Source organism: Sporosarcina aquimarina (assembly GCF_023715615.1).
Classification (GTDB): Bacteria; Bacillota; Bacilli; order Bacillales_A; family Planococcaceae; genus Sporosarcina; species Sporosarcina aquimarina_A.
In genome coordinates this window covers 33,657-54,837 of the sequence record NZ_JAMBOM010000007.1, presented here as the reverse complement: position 1 = coordinate 54,837, position 21,181 = coordinate 33,657, and the positions used below count along the sequence as shown (strand labels likewise).

24 protein-coding genes and 1 riboswitch are annotated in these 21,181 nt (G+C 40.7%); of the genes, 21 read left to right on the top strand and 3 right to left on the bottom strand.

The genetic code is table 11. The features are described 5' to 3' along the window. Positions 1-5 precede the first annotated feature (5 nt). Genes sufD through sufB form a run of 4 tightly spaced genes read left to right on the top strand, consistent with a single transcriptional unit; the run spans position 6 to position 4,390 of the window. The gene (gene sufD, locus M3197_RS14575; RefSeq protein WP_251662308.1) at positions 6-1,313 is read left to right on the top strand and encodes a Fe-S cluster assembly protein SufD; all 1,308 of its coding nucleotides are present in this window, start codon (positions 6-8) and stop codon (positions 1,311-1,313) included. Beyond that, positions 1,313-2,533, top strand: a complete 1,221-nt coding sequence (locus M3197_RS14570) for a cysteine desulfurase (RefSeq protein ID WP_251662307.1) — start codon at positions 1,313-1,315, stop codon at positions 2,531-2,533. The genes sufD and M3197_RS14570 overlap by 1 nt, the downstream gene beginning before the upstream one ends. Further along, positions 2,533-2,970: a Fe-S cluster assembly sulfur transfer protein SufU gene (gene sufU, locus M3197_RS14565; RefSeq protein ID WP_025782993.1), complete on the top strand. Its 438-nt coding sequence runs from the start codon at positions 2,533-2,535 to the stop codon at positions 2,968-2,970. Before M3197_RS14570 ends, sufU begins: the two co-directional genes overlap by 1 nt. Before the next feature lie 22 nt (positions 2,971-2,992). Then, positions 2,993-4,390 (top strand): Fe-S cluster assembly protein SufB, encoded by a 1,398-nt coding sequence (gene sufB, locus M3197_RS14560; RefSeq protein ID WP_025782992.1) that lies wholly within the window; start codon positions 2,993-2,995, stop codon positions 4,388-4,390. 67 nt (positions 4,391-4,457) lie between these two features. On the opposite strand, the gene M3197_RS17415 is transcribed toward sufB, so the two are convergent. Continuing rightward, positions 4,458-4,697 (bottom strand): tyrosine-type recombinase/integrase, encoded by a 240-nt coding sequence (locus M3197_RS17415; protein ID WP_349774141.1) that lies wholly within the window; start codon positions 4,695-4,697, stop codon positions 4,458-4,460. 106 nt (positions 4,698-4,803) lie between these two features. Beyond that, positions 4,804-5,214: a site-specific integrase gene (locus M3197_RS14555; protein ID WP_251662306.1), complete on the bottom strand. Its 411-nt coding sequence runs from the start codon at positions 5,212-5,214 to the stop codon at positions 4,804-4,806. 258 nt (positions 5,215-5,472) lie between these two features. Between M3197_RS14555 and M3197_RS14550 the strand changes: the two genes are divergently transcribed. The 3 genes from M3197_RS14550 (at position 5,473) to M3197_RS17490 (ending at position 6,430) form a co-directional block, all read left to right on the top strand. After that, positions 5,473-6,000, top strand: coding sequence for a hypothetical protein (locus M3197_RS14550; protein WP_251662305.1), 528 nt, complete (start codon positions 5,473-5,475; stop codon positions 5,998-6,000). A gap of 118 nt (positions 6,001-6,118) precedes the next feature. Then, complete coding sequence (locus M3197_RS14545) at positions 6,119-6,316, top strand: hypothetical protein (protein ID WP_251662304.1); 198 nt, start codon at positions 6,119-6,121, stop codon at positions 6,314-6,316. A 9-nt stretch (positions 6,317-6,325) separates the two neighbouring features. Then, positions 6,326-6,430, top strand: coding sequence for an Ltp family lipoprotein (locus M3197_RS17490; protein ID WP_432814005.1), 105 nt, complete (start codon positions 6,326-6,328; stop codon positions 6,428-6,430). Between the two features lie 274 nt (positions 6,431-6,704). On the opposite strand, the gene M3197_RS14540 is transcribed toward M3197_RS17490, so the two are convergent. Next, entirely contained in the window at positions 6,705-7,373 is a 669-nt protein-coding gene (locus M3197_RS14540) for a DUF4097 family beta strand repeat-containing protein (RefSeq protein WP_251662303.1), read from the bottom strand. Between the two features lie 159 nt (positions 7,374-7,532). On the opposite strand from M3197_RS14540, the gene M3197_RS14535 reads away from it, so the two are divergent. The 14 genes from M3197_RS14535 (at position 7,533) to M3197_RS14470 (ending at position 21,100) form a co-directional block, all read left to right on the top strand. Beyond that, a complete protein-coding gene (locus M3197_RS14535; RefSeq protein ID WP_251662302.1) occupies positions 7,533-7,682 on the top strand; it encodes a hypothetical protein in 150 nt (49 codons plus the stop codon). Between the two features lie 17 nt (positions 7,683-7,699). After that, entirely contained in the window at positions 7,700-8,440 is a 741-nt protein-coding gene (locus M3197_RS14530; RefSeq protein WP_251662301.1) for a MerR family transcriptional regulator, read from the top strand. 34 nt (positions 8,441-8,474) lie between these two features. After that, complete coding sequence (locus tag M3197_RS14525; protein ID WP_251662300.1) at positions 8,475-9,131, top strand: GAP family protein; 657 nt, start codon at positions 8,475-8,477, stop codon at positions 9,129-9,131. A 155-nt stretch (positions 9,132-9,286) separates the two neighbouring features. Then, positions 9,287-9,994, top strand: coding sequence for an N-acetylmuramoyl-L-alanine amidase family protein (locus tag M3197_RS14520; RefSeq protein ID WP_251662299.1), 708 nt, complete (start codon positions 9,287-9,289; stop codon positions 9,992-9,994). A gap of 400 nt (positions 9,995-10,394) precedes the next feature. Next, complete coding sequence (locus tag M3197_RS14515; protein ID WP_251662444.1) at positions 10,395-11,255, top strand: DUF72 domain-containing protein; 861 nt, start codon at positions 10,395-10,397, stop codon at positions 11,253-11,255. Between the two features lie 2 nt (positions 11,256-11,257). Next, positions 11,258-12,082: a sulfite exporter TauE/SafE family protein gene (locus M3197_RS14510; protein ID WP_251662298.1), complete on the top strand. Its 825-nt coding sequence runs from the start codon at positions 11,258-11,260 to the stop codon at positions 12,080-12,082. Beyond that, entirely contained in the window at positions 12,079-13,461 is a 1,383-nt protein-coding gene (locus M3197_RS14505) for a bifunctional metallophosphatase/5'-nucleotidase (RefSeq protein WP_251662297.1), read from the top strand. The genes M3197_RS14510 and M3197_RS14505 overlap by 4 nt, the downstream gene beginning before the upstream one ends. A 54-nt stretch (positions 13,462-13,515) precedes the next feature. Continuing rightward, positions 13,516-14,283: a sporulation protein YunB gene (gene yunB / locus M3197_RS14500; protein WP_251662296.1), complete on the top strand. Its 768-nt coding sequence runs from the start codon at positions 13,516-13,518 to the stop codon at positions 14,281-14,283. Positions 14,284-14,337: 54 nt separating this feature from the next. Then, positions 14,338-14,518: riboswitch (Lysine riboswitch) on the top strand. Between the two features lie 134 nt (positions 14,519-14,652). Continuing rightward, entirely contained in the window at positions 14,653-16,230 is a 1,578-nt protein-coding gene (locus M3197_RS14495; protein WP_251662295.1) for a Na+/H+ antiporter NhaC family protein, read from the top strand. A 291-nt stretch (positions 16,231-16,521) separates the two neighbouring features. Beyond that, positions 16,522-17,706, top strand: coding sequence for an ABC transporter substrate-binding protein (locus M3197_RS14490; RefSeq protein WP_251662294.1), 1,185 nt, complete (start codon positions 16,522-16,524; stop codon positions 17,704-17,706). A gap of 78 nt (positions 17,707-17,784) precedes the next feature. Further along, positions 17,785-18,660 (top strand): branched-chain amino acid ABC transporter permease, encoded by an 876-nt coding sequence (locus M3197_RS14485; protein ID WP_251662293.1) that lies wholly within the window; start codon positions 17,785-17,787, stop codon positions 18,658-18,660. A 13-nt stretch (positions 18,661-18,673) separates the two neighbouring features. Then, positions 18,674-19,624 carry a branched-chain amino acid ABC transporter permease gene (locus M3197_RS14480; RefSeq protein ID WP_251662292.1) on the top strand — a complete coding sequence of 317 codons (951 nt, stop codon included), beginning with the start codon at positions 18,674-18,676 and terminating at the stop codon, positions 19,622-19,624. After that, complete coding sequence (locus M3197_RS14475; RefSeq protein WP_251662291.1) at positions 19,614-20,390, top strand: ABC transporter ATP-binding protein; 777 nt, start codon at positions 19,614-19,616, stop codon at positions 20,388-20,390. The genes M3197_RS14480 and M3197_RS14475 overlap by 11 nt, the downstream gene beginning before the upstream one ends. Positions 20,391-20,392: 2 nt before the next feature. Then, positions 20,393-21,100, top strand: coding sequence for an ABC transporter ATP-binding protein (locus tag M3197_RS14470; protein WP_251662442.1), 708 nt, complete (start codon positions 20,393-20,395; stop codon positions 21,098-21,100). The last annotated feature ends 81 nt before the right edge of the window (positions 21,101-21,181 follow it).

Genomic DNA, 21,181 nt, shown 5'->3' with positions numbered 1-21,181 from the left:
TGAACATGACGGTTGAAACTAAATTGGCATTGACCGGAGAAGATGTCCGCTCTTATTCCGCAACTACGGGAGAAGCGAGCTGGTTAACCGATCTCCGCTTGGAAGCGCTGAGCAAAGTAGACTCACTTCCTATGCCGAAACCAGATAAAACTAAGATTGATAAGTGGAACTTCACGGAGTTTCCTGTACACGCTGTCGAAAGCACTGTATATGAGAACCTTAGTGAACTTCCAGACGATGCGAAATCACTTGTAGACGCAGAAAACCAAAAAAATATTTATGTACAACATAACAACACCCCTGCTTTTTTATCACTATCAGATGAATTAAAAGAGCAAGGCGTTATTTTGACAGATATTTTCACAGCTTCTCGGGAACATAGCGATCTTGTGAAGAAGTACTTCATGACGGATGGTGTGAAAGTGGACGAGCATCGTCTCACAGCTTTCCACGCAGCACTCATGAACGGTGGCGTATTTGTTTACGTACCAAAAAACGTAGAAGTCAAACAACCAATTCAAGTATTGTTCTTGCATGACGATGCACAAGCATCTCTTTTCAACCACGTTATTGTAGTGGCTGAAGCAAATAGTGCTGTCACTTACGTTGAGAACTATCTATCTACAGTCCCTCACTCTGCAGGACTTGCGAATATCATTTCAGAAGTATTCACAGGCGATAACGCCGTCGTCACTTATGGCGCAGTGGATGTTCTTGCTGAAGGGTTTACAACTTACGTAAACCGTCGTGGTATTGCTGGCCGTGATAGCCGCATTGATTGGGCACTTGGCTTGATGAACGATAGCAATACGATTTCAGACAACTTAACACATTTAGTTGGCAACGGCTCACGCTGTGATATGAAATCTGTTGTAGTAGGACGCGGAACACAAAAACAAAACTTCACTTCTGAAATTGTCCACTGGGGACTTGATACAGAAGGTCACATTTTAAAGCACGGTGTTATGAAAGAAGCTGCTTCATCTATCTTCAACGGGATTGGTAAAATCGAGAAAGGTGCAACACGTTCAAATGCGGAGCAAGAGTCAAGAGTCCTCATGCTTAGTGAAAAAGCTCGTGGAGATGCCAATCCGATTCTTTTGATTGATGAAGACGATGTAACTGCAGGACACGCCGCTTCTGTTGGACGCGTAGATCCACTTCAATTATTCTACTTGATGAGCCGCGGAATTTCGAAGCAGGAAGCAGAACGCCTTGTCATCCACGGTTTCCTTGCGCCTGTTGTTAGCAAATTGCCAATCGAAGGTGTCAAGAAACAGTTGACGGAGGTCATTGAAAGGAAAGTGCGCTAATGCTGAACAATGACATACGCAAAGATTTCCCTATACTCGACCAAGAAGTAAATGGACATCCTCTCGTATACCTTGACAGTGCGGCAACTTCTCAGAAACCTCGTCAAGTAATCGAGGCGATTGCCAACTACTATCAAAATGATAATGCAAACGTTCACCGAGGTGTCCATACACTTGGTAACAGAGCGACAGAAGGTTATGAAGGCGCACGTGAAACTGTACGTAAGTTCTTGAATGCTTCTTCAACAGAAGAAATCGTCTTCACTCGTGGAACGACAACAGCTTTGAATCTAATTGCTCAAAGTTATGGCCGTGCAAACATTAGTGAAGGGGATGAAATCCTCATCACCTATATGGAACATCACTCGAACATTATTCCTTGGCAGCAACTAGCGAAAGCTACGGGAGCTGTTTTGAAATACATCGATCTTGAGGAAGATGGCACGCTATCACTCGAAAAAGTGAGCGATGCGATGACTGATCAGACGAAGATTGTTTCGATGATGTATGTCTCGAACGTTTTAGGAACGATGAATCCCATTAAACAAATCACAGAGATTGCTCATGCACACAGTGCAATCATGGTGGTGGATGCAGCGCAAGCAGCGCCCCATCTAAAACTGGATGTCCAAGACTTAGACTGTGATTTCCTCGCGTTTTCCGGACATAAGTTGTGTGGACCTACAGGAATCGGTGCACTCTATGGAAAAAAAGCATTATTGAATGAAATGGAGCCTATTGAATTCGGTGGTGAAATGATCGACTTCGTAGGACTTTACGATTCTTCGTGGAAAGAACTGCCTTGGAAATTTGAAGGTGGAACCCCAATCATTGCGGGTGCGATTGGAATGGCTGCAGCTATCGACTATATCGAATCTATTGGACTTGGTACTATTGAGAAGCATGAGCATGAACTTGTCGCCTATGCAATGGAACAAATGAAGACTGTTGAAGGACTTGAAATTTATGGTCCACGGGATTCAAGCAAGCGTGCAGGGATTGTTACCTTCAATTTGGAAGGAGTTCATCCTCACGATTTAGCAACTGTGTTAGATATGAATGGTGTTGCAGTCCGTGCCGGACACCATTGCTGCCAGCCGCTTATGAAATGGCTGGATGTATCTGCAACAGCACGTGCCAGCTTCTATCTCTACAACACGAAAGAAGATGTGGACCGTCTTGTTGAAGGCCTTCGCATGGCAAAGGAGTATTTTCAATAATGGGAAACGAAAAACTGGATCAGCTGTATCGCTCGGTCATAATGGATCATTATAAAACTCCTCGTAACAAAGGAGTTCTTGAAAGCAGCAACGTTACCATCGATATGAATAACCCTACTTGTGGAGATGTGATTCATTTAACTCTCCAAGTAGAAGACGACATCGTTAAGGATGCTAAGTTTGAAGGAGAAGGATGTTCGATTTCAATGGCATCCGCTTCCATGATGACGCAACTAATTAAAGGAAAGAATACTGAGGATGCTGTCACAGCCGCTCACGCCTTTTCAGATATGATGTTGGGGAAAGATATCGATGATTCTATGGATTTTGGTGATATTGAAGCATTGACAGGAGTCGCTAAATTCCCAGCACGTATTAAATGTGCAACGCTTCCGTGGAAAGCCATGGAAAAAGGAATCGCGAGCGACTCTGAATAATTGAACGAAGGAGGACTATCAAATGGCTAAAAAGATGCCTGAAATTGGCGATTACAAATATGGCTTTCATGACAAAGATGTATCTGTATTCCGCTCTGAACGTGGATTGACAAAAGAGATTGTTGAAGAGATCTCACGTATGAAAGAAGAGCCTGAATGGATGCTCAACTATCGTCTGAAGTCTCTGGAGTTGTTCTACAGCAAGCCGATGCCTCAATGGGGCGGAGACTTGAATTCGTTGAACTTCGATGAAATTACGTACTACGTAAAACCATCAGAGGCAACGGAAACTTCATGGGATGAAGTACCAGAAGAAATTAAACGTACGTTTGACAAACTGGGAATTCCTGAAGCAGAACAAAAATACCTTGCAGGTGTTTCTGCACAGTATGAATCAGAAGTGGTTTACCACAACATGAAAGAAGAGTTAACAAACTTGGGGATCGTCTTTAAAGATACAGATTCCGCTCTTCGCGAAAACGAAGAACTGTTCAAGAAACACTTTGGAACAGTTATTCCGAACTCGGATAACAAATTCGCTGCCCTTAACTCAGCGGTTTGGTCTGGTGGATCGTTCATCTATGTACCACCTGGCGTGAAAGTAGATACGCCTCTACAAGCCTATTTCCGTATTAACTCAGAAAACATGGGACAATTCGAGCGTACGCTCATCATCGTAGACGAAGGCGCAAGCGTTCACTACGTAGAGGGCTGTACAGCTCCTGTTTATACAACAAACTCACTTCACAGTGCAGTTGTAGAAATTATCATCAAAAAAGATGCATATTGCCGTTACACAACGATTCAAAACTGGGCGAACAACGTGTATAACCTAGTTACGAAGCGTGCTGTCTGTGATGCAAATGCAACGATGGAATGGATCGATGGTAACATTGGTTCGAAGTTAACGATGAAATACCCTGCAGTTATCCTTAAAGGTGAAGGCGCACGCGGTATGACATTGTCAATTGCCATCGCTGGTAAAGGTCAACACCAAGATGCAGGTGCGAAAATGATGCACTTGGCTCCGAATACATCGTCTACGATTGTTTCGAAGTCCATTTCACAACATGGTGGTAAAGTAACGTATCGCGGTATCGTCCACTTCGGACGTAAAGCGGAAGGCGCTCGCTCCAACATCGAATGTGATACGCTTATCATGGATGACAAATCGACGTCAGATACGATTCCGTACAACGAAATCTTGAACGATAACATTTCACTTGAACACGAAGCAAAAGTTTCCAAAGTCTCTGAAGAGCAGCTCTTCTACTTAATGAGCCGTGGTATTTCTGAACAGGAAGCGACTGAAATGATCGTTATGGGCTTCATCGAGCCATTCACTAAAGAACTTCCAATGGAATATGCAGTTGAGATGAATCGACTCATAAAATTCGAGATGGAAGGTTCTATCGGTTAATAAGAATTTAATGGTATCAACGGTTCATAGTGAGATATTTTCGCTGTGATACCGTTTTGATACCGTTTCAATCAAAAACGCTCATTAGCTCATGCTTGCGCTCTGTATAAAGGTGGCCATAAGTGTTAGCCGTTTGTTTGATATCATCGTGGCGCATGAGCTCCTTGACCAAGTAAATATCTACACTTTTATTTATTAGGTACGAGGCATAGCTGTGACGCAAATCATGTATTCGAAGATCGGTGAAGACTGCCTTGAATTTCTTATGGTAATGACTGTAATGATAAGGCGTAGGACCACCAAACACTTAATACCTATCTTGGAATCCGCAGAATTTATCTGCGGATTCTTTTTTTATTTCTTTTAACATGTCCGCAATGAAAACAGGGAACGGTACATATCCGACACTCCCTTTAGTTTTTGGTGAAGTCGGTATCCTCGTCTTCATATCCAGTGTTTTGCAAAACATGAAGCTGGTTCTTCATTAAATCTATATCCTCCCATGTCAGAGCAAGTCCTTCGCCTACACGTAATCCGGTAAAAAAGAGTAGACGTGTTAACTCCTTATAGTGATGCAGCTCAAACTTCATGACCTTGCTTTCAAACTCTTCCTGTATAATAAAATTGATAGTTGGCCAAATCCATTCAATCAAATTTACAGCTAGTACGGGGGTATTTCGTAACCCATAAAACTTCACAGCATGATTAATTAGCACTTTATAGTTGCTTAAAACGGTTCTAGCACTGTTCAAAGATTTGAAGCGATCTTGTAAATAAGTCTTTAAAGCAATCACTTGTTGCGTATTAATACCTTTGACTTTCAAATGATCAAAACGAGGAGGCATTCTGTTGGATGGGATGCGAAAATTGAGGTTTATGAGGAGGCAGCCGTTTAATGAACTTTGTGCATTCCATCCGTGACTTTGATCAGATCGTTGAAATGAAGAAGTACTTGCGCTCACAGAGTGTAGCCTTGCAGTGATATTCCTCCTTGACTGAACCATCCGTACAGTTATTAACATCATGTGGGTGGTTTTCTTTTCCTGTCATATTGGATATGATTAGGAATAAGGGGGGGCATTATGAGAAAATACTTATTATTACCAACACTTGTTTTACTACTGGCTGCATGCGCTAATGACGAACCAAAAAATGAACCAACAAAAGATAAGCCGGCTTTAGAGAAGTCGTCCGAGAAAGAAAAACCTGCAGCAAAAGAGACTGAACCTACAGAAGAGGTAGTGAGTGATAAAGAAATCAACACTTCTATTTATGAATACGCATCTAAAGTTGATGTTACGGATGCTCGTGAGTTAAATGATCATATTACACTTATGATTGATATGAAGACAGATAACGAAAACTTGGCGTTTCAGCATGTCCTCTATCAAACATATGATTTCTTACAACAGAAAGATATAGAAGGCGCGAAAACAATTGGTGTCAATGTTAGGGTGGCAGGTAAAAAAATAGTAATGTTCACGGTTTACCCAGAGAAATTTGTACCAAACAATAAAGCTCGGATGTCAGATGTTGTACTTGCTGCTTCTGAAATTGAAATGATGTCGAAAAAAGTAGAGAAATACGGAAAGAAAATGGGAACTTGGTAATTATATCTGTTAAAGAAGAACATCCGAATAATCGGGTGTGGCTTTTTCAATCTATCCTGTGGTTTTCTTTTCCTGCTGAATTGGATACACTTTTGAAAAGAACATCGGTGGGGAAATCATGAAACGATTACTTATTTTAGCAATGGTTGCATTACTACTTGCAGCATGTAGCGACACCGAACAAAAGAAGGAAGAAACGCGTAAAGTGGAAACGCAAGGACCATCAAGTGTGGATAAAACCGAAAAATCTGAAGTAGAAAAGAAAGATGATGTCTCTCGCGAATTCAAGAATGCTTTGAAGTCTGCACAGAACTAATTGGATATCATGCCGTCCTCGGAAAAAGGTCTTTATTCACAACTGAGATCAGAAGCCGGAGACAAATATCCTGCAGACACAGCACAGTACGCGATCGATAATTTACCAGAATAAAACTAAGGCATCCGATAACTCGGGTGTCTTTTTCGATTACATAAATGGAAGGTTCTATCGGTTAACCAATATAAATCGACCCGTGCACTTGTTCAAATAAAATGATAGAGCTTTTTAATTTTGTGGCAAATAATCAAAAGTTGAAGTTTTGCATGACACGAGACAAACGACGCAAGAGCGAATTGACGCATTGTAAGCGGTGCAGAACGTGCTATTAAAAGCCTAGTGACTGGACCCAAGAATTAATTATTAAAATCAATGAAAGGTGCATTTATTAATTCAAATCTATATTTCCTGAATTTGTTGCAATTTTCATCTTATGATCACCATTACCTGAAATGCCATGTAAATTCTTTTTTGTCTTTGAATTGTCGTAAAGGGTTAAGTCAATTGATTGTCTACCACTGTTTGTAGTGATATCTAATTCTAGATTAGGTTTTTCTTCATCAAAATCCACTGATACTTTACCACTCGTCGTTGTTATCTTTACATCATTATTCAACTCTATAAAATGAAGTTTAACATTACCGCTACTTGAGGCTATTTCAATGTCATTGTTCATTAATTCCTTTCCAGTAATATTACCAGAAGATCCATCAAGAATAATTTTCTGTTTGAATTGTTTAGGTACTTTAACTTCTAAAGTGGGTTTTTTACTAAGGTTAAATAATCGTGTGATATCATTATCCATTTCAATCGTTAACTGTTTTGTAGATTTTTCTAATATTGCACCCGGACCGTCATCATAAACCGTTAAATTTGCTTCTATTTCATTTGTTTCACTTGGAGAAATCAGAACATCAGTACTTGAAAAATTTATCATAATTTCCTCAATATCTTCTAGGGATTCTTTATTTACGATGACTTCTTCATCCTCCCCTCTTGAACAGCCTGCAAGCATTATTATTAATAAAAACAAACTAATGATTATTCTTTTAATCATTTTTCTCCCTCCTTCAATTCAATCATATTAGATGACGTAAGGTCAGTTTCAAATTTTATACGATAAGATGTTCAAATTGCTTGAAAGTGACCTTGCGTCATCTTTTATAATGGTATTAGAACTTTTAATTTAAGACTAATTTGAAGGGAGAATCCTACTATGAAGAAAGACGATATTATTATTTATGCTTGCGTTATTATTGGAGCAGGAGTGGGTTTATTTTTGGATAATGCTTTTCCTGGGGTACTGATTGGCTTAGGAATTGGTTATTTATTAAAAATCATGCTTTTTAATAATACAAATGAATAAGAAAGTAGGGTATTAACTTGTTTCATATTACTGAGTTTAAAAAACTGAGCGGTGTATCAGTTAGAACCTTTAGATATTATGACAAAATTGGACTTCTGAAACCTGTATCGAAAACTGAAGGAGGTCATCGATTATACTCAAACACTGAGTTGAAGAAACTTCAGCAAATACAATTCTTAAAAACTATAGGATTTCAATTAAGTGAGATAAAAATTATGTTAGAGTCCGAAGAATGGGATTGGTCTAACAGTCTAATGAAACAACTATCTTATGTTATAAATGAAAAGGAACGTCTATCAAAGATAGAAATTAGTTTAAGAGAACTAATAAATGGTATTGCAATTGATGGAGAAGAATTTAAGATTAAAAAAATCATGGATTTATATAATAATAAAAGTTCTAAAGAAGTATTAAATAATAATCAAGATAAATTGAATTTTAAAAATACGGAAGTACTAGAAAAAATACCGAAAATGGGTAGTAGCGATCCAGACTCTTTAGAGTGGATTGCTTTAGTAGGGCAATTAAAGAAATATATGCATTATGGTTATAGTAATACACGAATACAAAATATTATTGAGAGAATGGATGTGAAAAAAAGTGAAGATTACAATGACGAAGAAGCTTTTTTAGATAAACTTTGGGACATTAGAATGTCACCCGAGGAATCCAAAAAATATAATTTATATCCTATTGATCAGGAAACCCTTAACTTTATGGAAAAGGCTTATATATATTATCTCGGTAATCAATCATAGATATTTAAACACAATTATTGATATGGAGGGGAAAATGGGAACAGATATAATAATCTATTTGGGTGGCTTAGCATTGTTAGATACATTAAGCCCTACAATTATTGGTGTCACTTTATTTCTCGTTTTAACATACAATAAGAATTTAACATCAAGTTTAATAGTATATCTATTTACGGTTGTGCTACTGTATTTTTCATTAGGAATCATAATGATGTTAGGCCTAAATTATATTACGGAAGCATTCTCAAACATTTTTCAAAATAAAGTATTTAGCTGGGGAATCTTTATGATAGGGGTTATATTATTTACTGCTAGCTTTTTTATCCCTGCAAATAAAAAAAGTAATATACCAAAGCCTAAGACTCAAAGCATCTACTCAATTATCATTATTGGTGTTACGACTTTTATCATTGAGGCAGGTACAGCTTTACCATATTTTGCAGCTATTGGCTTATTATCGACAATAGATATACCTTTTTATCAATGGCTGTCAATTCTAGTGATATACAATATTATTATGATTCTACCAGCTCTGCTTATAATTTTAGTATATAATTTTTTTGGAAAGTTGATAAAACCTACCTTAGTTAATCTTCGAAATCAAATTTTAAGCAGTTCAAGTTCAGCCTTATCCTGGGTTATGAGTATAGTTGGGATAATATTAATAATTTACACTATAGATTATCTTTAAAAGTCGTATTCATTACTATTCAACATGCGGAATGAAAAAGACGGCTACTCTAATTTTGAGAGGTTGGGTTTTTTGTTTTCTGTATATCTTTTCTTACTAGGAGTCTATATAAATGATGATCCACAAACTAGTAGATGGAAGGAGAATGGAAAATTGTGAAAATTGTCCTTGATGCAGGGCACGGTTTACAAACAGCAGGAAAACAAACCCCTGACGGTGAGAAAGAGTGGACCTTTAACAACACGGTCCTTCTAGCGGCCCAGTCGAAACTGAAATTGTATGAAAAAGTTGAGCTGCTGCGAGTAGATAATTCAACAGGCAGAACAGACATTCCACTGAAAATACGTACACACCATGCGAATAACTGGAAAGCTGATGTCTATCTATCTTTTCATCACAATGCGAATACAGGTGTTTGGGGCGACTGGGGCGGGGTGGAGACATATACGTTTGACGGGAATGGATCGAATTCGAAGGCTGAACAACTTGCAAAACTCATCCAGCCGAGTCTCGTGCGTGCAATGGGTCTGCGAGATCGAGGCGTCCGGAAGAAAAACTTGCATGTTCTGCGCGAAACTAAGATGCCTGCTGTACTTATTGAAGGAGGCTTCATGGATTCCCGGTCAGATATCGAAGCACTCAGAAATCGTCTGAGGTTGAAAGCCCAAGGTGAAGCCATAGCAGATGCAGTGATAGAGTACTATCGGCTCAAAAAGAAACCTAGCTCAGCAACCACTCTGAACACCAGCAGGACATTTCGTTTAGTAACAGGTGTCTTTCTATCCAAAGAAGAAGCAGTCGCATCGGCAGATCGACTAAGGAAGGAACATGGATGGACCGTCTATGTAAAAGAAGAATTCTAACAGATTACATTGCCTACTTAAGTTGAGGTTATGATTTCTATGTTTTCACAGAGGAAGTAGTTGTTTGGAGTGGATAGTGGCGACTCCGAAGGGTTTAGCACGAGCTGAAGACCCTGGTCTGAGCAAAGCGAAGGAATAGAGGGGAATGCTGCTTTAATTTCTGCAGAGAGCGCAGAAACACGGCAAATCGAACATTTTGTGGTTCGATTGGCTGAGGCCGTGCCCCTCGGAAAGCGTCCACATGGAACGGAAAACAACGGCTAGTGGTCTGATTGTTTAATTGAATTTATATAGAATCAAAATTCATTTTTTCATCCATACACAGTCTCAATGGCCAGAAAAACGGATTAATTATGATATGATGAGGGTAACGGATTGGTACACGATTGGAGGGCTGTATATGATTGAAATCGGCTTAACTGGATGGGGCGACCACCCTGATGTGTATGCACCCTCATCCACAGCGAAAGAAAAATTAATGGACTACAGCGCTCATTTCCCTGTCGTCGAACTCGATGCAACGTTCTATGCGATTCAGCCAGAACGGAATATCCGTAAATGGATACGGGAAACGCCGGATCACTTTGGCTTCATTGTCAAAGCTTATCAAGGAATGACGGGACATTTGCGCGGTGAACTGCCATATGAAACAAAGGAAGAAATGTTTGAGCTCTTCCGGCGTTCAATGGAACCCTTACAAGAAGCGGACAAGATTTCGCTCATCTTAGTACAGTTCCCACCCTGGTTCGATTGTGTCAAAGAGAACGTTGAAGAAATACGATACATAAGTAAGCAATTAGAAGGATTCGATATTGGAATCGAATTTCGTCACCAGTCTTGGTATGCAGAAGAGTTACGTGAAAAGACACTTCAATTTCTGAGAGAGAATAATCTCATACATGTGGTTGCAGATGAACCCCAGGCAGGCACGGGAAGTGTTCCATTCATCCCTTCTGCCACTCGAAGTGACAAAGCGGTCATTCGTCTTCACGGTCGCAATGTGGCCGGCTGGCAGAATCCTGGTGGAAGTAGAGAACACTGGCGGAAAGTACGATATTTGTACGATTATAACGATCGAGAGTTACAGGGAATACAAACAGCCGTTGAGAAGTTAGCGCAACAAGCCGAATACGTTGCTGTTATTTTTAATAATAACTCAGGTGGGCATGCAGCAGAGAATGCCAAACGTTTTCAAAAAATGCTTCATCTCTCTTTCGATGACCTGGCTCCTAAACAGCTCGACATCTTTGAGGGGGAATAACGATGGAATATGTTTTGCTGATATTCATTGGAATGCTTTCAGGAGTGGTGGGTTCGCTGGTCGGACTAGGTGGAGGTACAATTTTTGTACCAGTCACGATACTAGTAGGAATTGACTTAGGCTGGATCCCACATGTGACACCACAGACGGTTGTAGGGATGTCAGTGATTATGATGGTGTTCAATGGACTGTCTTCGACTCTTTTTCATATGAAAGCTAAAACCGTGGATTATAAGAGTGGCTTCATCTTTTTCGCTGGTAGTGTCCCAGGAACAATCTTAGGGGCATTTTTTAACAAGAGTTTAAATTTAGGCTCTTTTAACTTATACTTTGGCATTTTACTCATATTTTTAGCGGTTCTATTGCTCGTAAAGAAATATTTGAAACCTATCAACTGGTTTGTGAATCACGGTAAAGAAATTACATTTACAGACCCGCAAGGTGAAACCCATGTGTATGGGTATCCGATTTGGTTTGCCATTCTGCTAACATTTGTGATTGGCTTAATGTCGGGCTTGTTTGGAATTGGTGGGGGCGCAATGATTGTACCCGCTATGCTTTTACTATTTCTATTTCCGCCGCACGTTGCAGTTGGGACATCGATGCTCATGGTATTTTTGTCTGCTCTCGTCAACTCAGGTACGCATATTTATCTGGGGCACGTCCCATGGCTCTATTCACTCGCAGTCATTCCTGGTGCTTATATCGGAGGCACACTTGGATCCATGTTGAACAAGAGAATGAGTTCAGAAACACTGGTTGTAGTGTTACGCGTGCTATTACTATTATTCGGGATTAATTCTATTATTGACGGGATTTGGGGATGACAATGATCACTGGAAAAGCAGAAACCATTCATATTTATCACACAAACGACATTCATAGTCATTTTGACAATTGGCCGGGAATCAGTGAATTTCTGTTGGAGAAACGAAGTGAACATGAACAAGCTGGAGAGTCTTGCTTTGTTTTCGATCTCGGTGATTTCGTGGATCGGTCTCATCCATTTACAGAAGCGACTGAAGGAAAAGGGAATATTGAGCTGTTGAATCGCGCTAAGTATGATGCAGTGACCATAGGGAATAACGAAGGAATTACCTTATCACATGAAGCACTCGAAGAATTGTATGTAGACGCTCAGTTTGAGGTAGTTGTTGCAAATTTAAAGAACAGTGATGGCAGCGAGTTGGAGTGGGCTGTTCCATATTCGTGTTACACGACGAACAGTGGGGCGAAACTTGCTGTAATAGGGGCTACTGCTGTCTACGAGTTATTCTATGACAAGCTTGAGTGGTCGATTCAAGAACCACGTCAACTGTTAGCAGAACTTGCTTCCGAGTTAAGCCGTTCAATGGATTGCATCATTTGTCTCTCTCATCTAGGAGTGAATGAAGATCGTCTTTTAGCTACAGAAACATCTGCGATCGATGTCATCTTAGGTGCACATACTCACCATTTGTTCATGCGAGGTGAGGATGTTGAAGATACATTGTTAGCCGCCACTGGGAAATATGGACAGTATGTTGGGCATGTCACGCTCACACTGGAGAATGGTCAAGTAGTCGATAAAAAGGCAACTGTTATACAAGCAGATGAACTTAAGGTAGAAAAACATGAATTCAAAGCTGTGCAGCAGATGATTACTGAGGGAACGCAATTGTTGGATGAAGAAGTTTTTGCGACGCCTATTAGTCTGGGGCAAAATCTATTTGGGCCAAGCCCGCTATCTGACATTTTTGGTCGAGCATTACTCGCTTATACGAAAGCGGATTGCGGATTGTTTAACTCAGGGATTTTCCTTGGTCGACTTGGTGAAGGAATTGTCACGAAAAGAGATTTACACCGTATTCTTCCCCATCCGATTAATGCATGTGTGATCACTGTAAAGGGTCGTGCTTTAAGGGAGTATTACGAGATCTCATGCCATCCTGATTGGCCACGCACTGAAGTGAGGGGACTTGGATTCAGAGGAACAATGATGGGTGTTATGATCCAAGTCAATCTGAAAATGAAGCAAGATATTCTCTATATAGGGGATGAAATCGTTAAACCTGATAGTGAGTATACGTTAGCAACTCTTGATATGTTTACATTTGGTTTCTTTTATCCAAACATGAAATTAGAGAAAATTGACTATCTCGTTCCGGAACTCATCCGTGATATTTTCGGTTGGTATGGTGCAAAGCATTTTGGAACAACTTTATAACTAGGAATAAGCGACTCCTCCTCTTCATATTGTTGAATAGGGAGGCGTCGCTTTTTGAAATTTTACATGCAAGTCCCTAAGAAACGAAAACCGAAAAGAAGATGGCTTAAACTTATCATCCCAGCGCTTCTTTTAACAATAATCGGAAGTTTTTACTATTTAAATATGAAGTTGAAGCCGGTTTACATGAATTATGCTGAAGTTCAAACACGTAAAATTGCTGCACACGTTATCAGTCAAGCCATCCAATCCAGGTCAACAAGTGTGTTGGATGCGAATGATGTCCTCTTGAATATCCCTAACGATTCTAATGAGACGGTTACACTAAAAGTCGATGCAGAAACCATTAATCAGGTTATGGCCGAAATGCATGAGTTAGTTGAAGAACACTTGGACCGTGCAGAGTCTGGAGACCTTGAAATGTTACCGCAAAGTGATGGGATTCAATTTGATACGGAAGAGATGGAGAAGCATGGAGGCGTCGTCTTTTTTGTTCCCATTGGTCAAGTTGCGGATATTCCGCTGCTCGGAAATCTAGGACCTAAGATTCCGATCAGGTTTCATATTGTTGGAGATGTACATGCTGACGTAGATACAAAATTAACAGAGTATGGCATCAATAATGTCTATATGGAAGTGAATATGGAATTGACGGTAAATGTCCAAATTATTATTCCAATAGCAACTAAACAAAGTACAGTTGTTCAGCAAATCCCGATTGCTATCGGGATCATTCAAGGGGTCGTTCCACAAATCTATACGAAGGGGGGGCAGAGTCCTGCAAATATTGAAGTGCCGATGGAAGATATTAAGAAACCTTAAGTGACCTTGCATGTTCTATCGATTATTGTTATGATTAGAAAGTAATAACGTAATCGATAGGGTAGAGGCTGCACTGTTTAAGAGTACCGCATGCGAGAGAGACATCGTAGACCATGCGTGAAAGGAAGCATTGCCGAAGTCTGATGGAACGTCAATTCCATGAGGCTGGGGTCATTTCGAAAAGGGATGGCACTGTCAAGGACAGCTATATTGTCCATGATGAGCTACAATCGTCAGTGAGATAACGAAAGTGATTATCAAACAAACGACATGTAGACAGCCGGTACCCGGTCCACTTGAAAAGAGTGAAACGGGCGCCGGCTTTTTTGTTTCCCCGGTTACATTAACAAATTGAAGGAGGAGATTGGAATGATTGGAACTTGGTTATCGATCCTGCCACCAGTGATTGCCATTGTGATGGTGCTCACGACAAAGCGGGTGTTGCTTTCACTCGGGGCAGGGATTTTGTCCGCTGCATTACTAGTCGCTTCCTTTGCACCAGTGGAAACATTGACGCAGTTAGGGAAAGCGCTCATCGTCTCATTTTGGGCAGATGGAGAATTGAATACGTATAATATTTTCATTATGTTATTCATACTAATGTTAGGTGTTATTACGGCACTTGTTAGTCTATCAGGAGGAAGCCGCGCCTTTGCGGAATGGGCTGTAACAAGAATCCAAACTCGCCGAAGTGCAAAACTTCTTACGATGGTATTAGGAATTGCGATCTTTGTAGATGACTATTTCAACGCACTTGCGGTCGGTCAAATTGCGAGACCAATTACAGATCGACATAAGATTTCTCGTGCAAAACTCGCGTACTTCATCGACTCGACGTCCGCGCCAATCTGCGTAATTTCACCAGTATCGAGCTGGGGAGCGTTCCTAATCGGACAACTAGCAATCATACTTGCAACTACTGCAACGGTCAATTACTCACCGTTAGCAGCGTTTCTGATGATGGCACCAATGAATTTCTATGTAATTGCTACATTAGCGATGGTATTCTTCTTCGCTTGGACGAATATCGACTTCTTCGCAATGAAAGACCATGAAAAGCGTGCAGAAGAAAAAGGGGAACTATTTGATCCTAACAAAGAGATTCCTGGTCAATTAAAAGATGAGTTCCCTGAGCACAATCATGGACGTGTAAGAGATCTAGTGGCTCCGATTGTGACACTTGTAGCTGTAACATTGGTTTCGATGGTCATTACAGGGTACAGAATTGGTGGAGAGTTGAATCTATGGACCATCTTTGAAAACACAGATGTTCCGTTATCCCTAGTCATTGGCGGCCTTGCAGGAACTGCAATTGCGATCATTCTATATGCTTCTCAATTTAAAGTGAATCAGACCGCATCTGCCGGGTTAATTGGCCAGGCATTTGTCAGCGGTGTAAAAGCGATGATGCCTGCAGTACTAATTCTAATACTAGCTTGGTCATTGACTCATTTAATCGATGTTTTAGAGACTGGACTATTCTTATCTGAAGTAGTTGGAAAGTCAAATATCCCTGTAGCCTTCCTGCCAGTTGTACTGTTTGTGTTAGCAGGATTAATGGCCTTCTCAACAGGAACGTCTTGGGGATCATTCGGAATCTTACTTCCTATTGCAGGTACTATTATGGTTAACGCAGCTCCCGAATTACTATTACCAGCATTATCAGCTGTACTTGCTGGGGCCGTATTCGGTGACCACTGTTCACCAATATCGGATACGACCATCCTTTCGTCTACAGGAGCAGGAAGTAATCACATGGATCATGTCTCAACACAGTTACCTTATGCGCTCATGGCAGCTGGAATTGCGACTGGTGGATACATTGTTCTAGGGTTAACTGGATCGATTTGGATCGGTCTAGTTGCAGTAATTATTATTCTAGCGGCATTGTTTACTGTTTGGAATGTGAAAAATTCAAAAAAAGCGGTTAGCGCAACAGCAGAATAAGCAGAAAAAGGTATTCCTACTTAGTTGTCAGGAATACCTTTTTTGTATGTAATAAATTTTGTTTCACTAGGAAATTAGCAATAGTTCCCTCTATCTAGAGGGTAGAAGTGACGGGAACCGAAACAATTTAACAATCTAGTAATAAGATTTTGAAAATTTGTATAGACTGAATTGGAAGTTTGTTTTAGAATAGGGATACAGAAAGAGAAGAAAGGGTGCGGATGTCTCCACTCGGACTAATGCAATCCTTTCTGTTGTAATTTCAGAATAGTTTAATAAGGGGGAAGAGAAATGAAGTTTAAAAGAGCATGGAGTTTACTAGCAGCAATGACACTTGGCGTTGGACTCCTAGCAGCCTGCGGTCAAGAAGGGAAGGACGGAGCGTCAGGTGGGAAGGACGGCGATGAGATTAAAATCGGGGTTAACCTCGAACTCTCAGGAGCAGTTGCTTCATATGGAACATCCGAAGCGGATGGAATTCAGCTCGCTGTTGATGAAATCAACAAAGATGGTGGAATCGATGGCAAGAAAATTAAGCTCGTTAAAATCGATAATAAGTCAGATCCAGCTGAAGCAACAAATGCAGCGATCAAACTGACGACTCAAGAGAATGTTGTAGCCATTATCGGTGCAGCAACAAGCGGAGCAACAGTTGCACAAGCTCAAATTGCAAATGACAACAAGACGCCACTCATTAGTCCATCTGGAACAAGCCCAACAGTTACAGTCAATGACAAGGGTGAAGTCAATGAGTACGTGTTCCGTACTTCATTCATCGATCCTTTCCAAGGAACGGTAGCAGCGAACTTTGCAGCAAATGATTTAGGCGTTAAAAACGTTGCAATCTTCTCGGATAACGCAAGTGATTATTCAAAAGGTCTTGCGTCTTCGTTCAAAAAGGACTTTGAAAAATCAGGTGGAAAGATTGTTGCAGAAGAATCATATGTTGCCAAAGACTCGGATTTCCGTTCAACATTGACACGCATCAAGTCAGCAAAACCAGAATTCATCTTTATCCCTGGTTACTATGAAGAAGTTGGCTTGATTGTTAAACAAGCACGTGAAATGGGGATCGACGTTCCACTTATGGGTGCTGATGGATGGGATTCTCCGATCTTGATGGATCTTGCAGGTGCAGAAGCGCTTAATAATACATTTACAACCAACCACTATTCATCTGACGATCCAGACGGTGCAGTTAAAGCATTCAATGACAAGTTTAACGACAAATACAGCAAGGCCCCGGATGCGTTCAACGCACTTGGGTACGATACAGTCTACTTGTTGAAAGATGCAATTGAACGTGCTGGCAGTGCAGATTCTACAAAAATTAAAGATGAACTTGCTAAGACAGATGGACTCGATCTTGTAACAGGTAACTATTCGGTGGATGAAAACCACCACCCAATTAAATCTGCAACCATTCTTGAATATAAGGATGGGGAGCAAGTCTTCAATACAAAGGTGAATCCTTAATTTCATGAGGGGTGGGGGGCTCTCTCCCTACCTTCTTTTTTTGGACGAATGTCAGATGTGAAAAAGGAGTGAAGCATCATGGAATGGCTACAGCAACTCATCAACGGTATTTCTTTAGGCAGTATTTATGCGCTCATTGCGCTAGGATATACGATGGTATACGGCATTATTAAGTTAATCAACTTTGCACACGGTGAAGTGTTTATGATTGGTGCGTTCATAGGATACATCTCCATTGCAGGATGGGGTCTAGGCTTTTTTCCAGCACTATTACTTTCAATGACGGTTTGTGCAGTGATTGGTGTCGTCATAGAACGCATCGCTTACAAACGTCTGAGGAATGCAACACGGATAGCTGCGCTAATTACAGCAATCGGGGTATCACTTCTCATTCAAAACGGTGTCATTTACTTAAGGGGGGCACAACCGGCGGCCTATCCTGATGTGTTTGCGAACAAATCATTTAATTTGTTTGGAGCACAAATCAGCACACAGGCAATTCTTATTTTATCAGTATCTGTAGTTCTGATGCTTATTCTGCAGTTTGTTGTACATAAGACAAAGATCGGAAAAGCGATGAGAGCTGTATCGTATGACGCTGAAGCCGCAAAACTAATGGGCATCAACGTAGATAATACAATTTCTGCCACTTTCGCAATCGGGTCTGCACTTGCTGGAGCAGCTGGCGTCATTTTTGGTATCTATTATACAAAAATTGATCCATTGATGGGCGTTATTCCGGGTCTTAAAGCGTTTGTCGCAGCTGTACTTGGTGGAATTGGAATTATTCCAGGAGCGGTTGCAGGCGGACTTGTACTTGGTGTCGTCGAAACGGTTGTAAGCGCCCTTGGATTCTCTCCGTGGCGAGATGCTGCAGCATTCATTATTTTGATCTTAATCTTAATCTTTAAACCTTCTGGCCTCTTCGGGAAAAACACAAGAGAGAAAGTGTAGGTGAATTGAAATGATGAAAAAGTCTAAGCAGTTTTGGGGCTTTACTATATTGGCAATTGCAATCTTTGTTGCCATCCAATTTATGATTAGTGGAGGATTTTTGAATAATTTCTATTCTAATACACTAATCTTTATGGCGATTAATATCATGCTGGCAGTCAGCTTGCACCTGGTCATTGGAATAACGGGACAATTTTCTCTAGGTCATGCTGGTTTTCTAGCAGTCGGTGCCTATGTATCCGCAATTATGACGATGAAACTCGATTTGCCATTCTTTGCGGCTATTCTGATTGCTGGAATCGCTGCAGCACTTGCTGGGTTAGTCGTTGGTATTCCAAGTTTGCGGTTACGTGGAGATTACCTAGCCATTGCGACACTTGGATTTGCTGAAATCATTCGCATCATTTTCATGAATATGGATTATGTGGGTGAAGCAGCCGGAATGCAAGTGACACACTTAACGACATGGACGTATACATTCATTTGCCTCTTCGTAACCATTCTAGTCATCGTGAACTTTACGAATTCGAGGCATGGTCGAGCATGTATTGCAATACGAGAAAACGAAATTGCAGCGGATGCAATGGGCATTAATACAACATACTATAAAGTGCTGGCATTTGCGATTGGTTCGTTCTTTGCAGGCGTAGCCGGTGCGTTGTATGCACACAATTTCTATATTATCCAGCCTTCCAACTTCGGTTTTCTGAAGTCAATCGATATTCTAATCTATGTGGTGCTTGGTGGTCTTGGGAGTTTGTCAGGTGCTATTGTTGCGACAATCCTACTAACTATTGTTTCTACATTCCTACAAGACTATCCTGAAACACGGATGATTATTTACAGCCTTGTCCTGATCATCGTCATGTTATACCGTCCAAAAGGGTTGATGGGCAAAATGGAGTTCACAGATTATCTGAAGATGTGGATGCGTCCAAAAGGGGGAAGCCAGCATGAGCAATAATGTTTTGTTAGATGTGCAAAGCGCAGGCATCCAATTCGGAGGGCTAAAAGCAGTTTCTGGATTCAACATGAAAATCAATAAAGGTGAATTGGTCGGATTGATCGGACCGAATGGAGCAGGGAAAACAACTAGCTTTAACTTGCTGACAGGTGTTTACGTTCCAACAGAGGGTGAAATTTTCTTTGATGGGAAGAAAATTAATGGACTGCCGCCCTTTAAAGTAACTCGTTTAGGAATGAGTCGAACGTTTCAAAACATCAGGTTATTCGACGAACTTTCTGTTTTGGATAATGTGAAGGTTGCCTATCATTCCCTAGCGAATGATTCTGTTATGAGTTCAATTTTCCGTTTGCCCTCTTATTTTAAAAATGAGCATGAGATGGAAAACAAAGCGATGGAGTTCTTGAAGATATTCGAACTTGATAAATATAAAGACGAAACTGCAAAAAATCTCCCATATGGGAAACAACGTAGACTAGAAATTGCTCGAGCACTCGCAGCAAATCCTGATCTGTTACTGTTGGATGAACCTGCAGCTGGGATGAACCCTTTTGAAACGAAAGAACTGATGGAACTAATCGCTTTTATCAGAAAGCAATTTGGATTGACGATTCTTTTGATAGAACATGATATGAACTTGGTGATGGGGATTTGTGAACGGATTTACGTTCTTGACCATGGTGTACTCTTAGCTGAAGGTTCGCCTGAAGAAATCCGGAACAATCCAAAAGTGATTGAAGCGTATTTAGGGGAGGAAATTGTATGAGCATGCTGAGCATCCAAGATTTGAACGTCTATTACGGCAGCATCCATGCATTAAAAGGGGTTTCTTTGGAAGTGAATGAAGGAGAAATCGTCACTCTTATTGGCGCTAACGGTGCAGGGAAGAGTACATTGCTGAAAACGTTATCTGGCTTGTTGAAGCCAAAAGAAGGGAAGATCCATTATCAAGACTCGTTGATAAGTGGTAAACCTGCTCAGTCTATCGTGAAAATGGGGGTTTCTCAAGTACCAGAAGGTAGACGAGTTTTCGCGGATATGACGGTAGAAGAGAATATTGAATTAGGTGCCTACTTGAGGAAAGACAAAGGTGAAATTAACAAAGATCTCAAGAAAGTCTATGGCATTTTCCCTAGATTGTATGAACGCCGCAAACAAACTGCTGGAACGCTTTCAGGAGGGGAGCAGCAAATGCTTGCGATGGGAAGGGCAATCATGGCACGTCCTAAGTTACTTCTATTAGATGAGCCATCTATGGGACTCGCTCCACTGATGGTCAAAACTATTTTTGAAACAGTTAAAGATATTAGTAATGCAGGAACGACGATACTATTGGTGGAACAAAATGCACATATCGCACTTTCGATAGCGGATCGAGGATACGTAATTGAAACGGGGCGTGTGATTTTATCGGGAACTGCAGCTGAATTACAAGCCAGTGAAGAAGTGAAAAACGCCTATTTGGGCGGTCACTAAACAACTAAAGTATCTAAGTAAAAGCGTCCGTTTTTCGGGCGCTTTTCTTGTTACAACCCTTTAGGCATCAAGTTGTTCGCT

Coding starts and splice junctions, on each gene's coding strand:
- M3197_RS17490 (WP_432814005.1), top strand. CDS start 6,326: ATGCCGTCCTCGGAAAAAGGTCTTTATTCACAACTGAGATCAGAAGCC.
- M3197_RS14470 (WP_251662442.1), top strand. CDS start 20,393: ATGCTGAGCATCCAAGATTTGAACGTCTATTACGGCAGCATCCATGCA.
- M3197_RS14545 (WP_251662304.1), top strand. CDS start 6,119: ATGAAACGATTACTTATTTTAGCAATGGTTGCATTACTACTTGCAGCA.
- M3197_RS14515 (WP_251662444.1), top strand. CDS start 10,395: ATGATTGAAATCGGCTTAACTGGATGGGGCGACCACCCTGATGTGTAT.
- M3197_RS14540 (WP_251662303.1), bottom strand. CDS start 7,373: ATGATTAAAAGAATAATCATTAGTTTGTTTTTATTAATAATAATGCTT.
- M3197_RS14485 (WP_251662293.1), top strand. CDS start 17,785: ATGGAATGGCTACAGCAACTCATCAACGGTATTTCTTTAGGCAGTATT.
- M3197_RS14550 (WP_251662305.1), top strand. CDS start 5,473: ATGAGAAAATACTTATTATTACCAACACTTGTTTTACTACTGGCTGCA.
- M3197_RS14535 (WP_251662302.1), top strand. CDS start 7,533: ATGAAGAAAGACGATATTATTATTTATGCTTGCGTTATTATTGGAGCA.
- M3197_RS14490 (WP_251662294.1), top strand. CDS start 16,522: ATGAAGTTTAAAAGAGCATGGAGTTTACTAGCAGCAATGACACTTGGC.
- M3197_RS14570 (WP_251662307.1), top strand. CDS start 1,313: ATGCTGAACAATGACATACGCAAAGATTTCCCTATACTCGACCAAGAA.
- M3197_RS14510 (WP_251662298.1), top strand. CDS start 11,258: ATGGAATATGTTTTGCTGATATTCATTGGAATGCTTTCAGGAGTGGTG.
- M3197_RS14475 (WP_251662291.1), top strand. CDS start 19,614: ATGAGCAATAATGTTTTGTTAGATGTGCAAAGCGCAGGCATCCAATTC.
- sufD (WP_251662308.1), top strand. CDS start 6: ATGACGGTTGAAACTAAATTGGCATTGACCGGAGAAGATGTCCGCTCT.
- M3197_RS14505 (WP_251662297.1), top strand. CDS start 12,079: ATGACAATGATCACTGGAAAAGCAGAAACCATTCATATTTATCACACA.
- M3197_RS14495 (WP_251662295.1), top strand. CDS start 14,653: ATGATTGGAACTTGGTTATCGATCCTGCCACCAGTGATTGCCATTGTG.
- sufB (WP_025782992.1), top strand. CDS start 2,993: ATGGCTAAAAAGATGCCTGAAATTGGCGATTACAAATATGGCTTTCAT.
- sufU (WP_025782993.1), top strand. CDS start 2,533: ATGGGAAACGAAAAACTGGATCAGCTGTATCGCTCGGTCATAATGGAT.
- M3197_RS14480 (WP_251662292.1), top strand. CDS start 18,674: ATGAAAAAGTCTAAGCAGTTTTGGGGCTTTACTATATTGGCAATTGCA.
- M3197_RS14525 (WP_251662300.1), top strand. CDS start 8,475: ATGGGAACAGATATAATAATCTATTTGGGTGGCTTAGCATTGTTAGAT.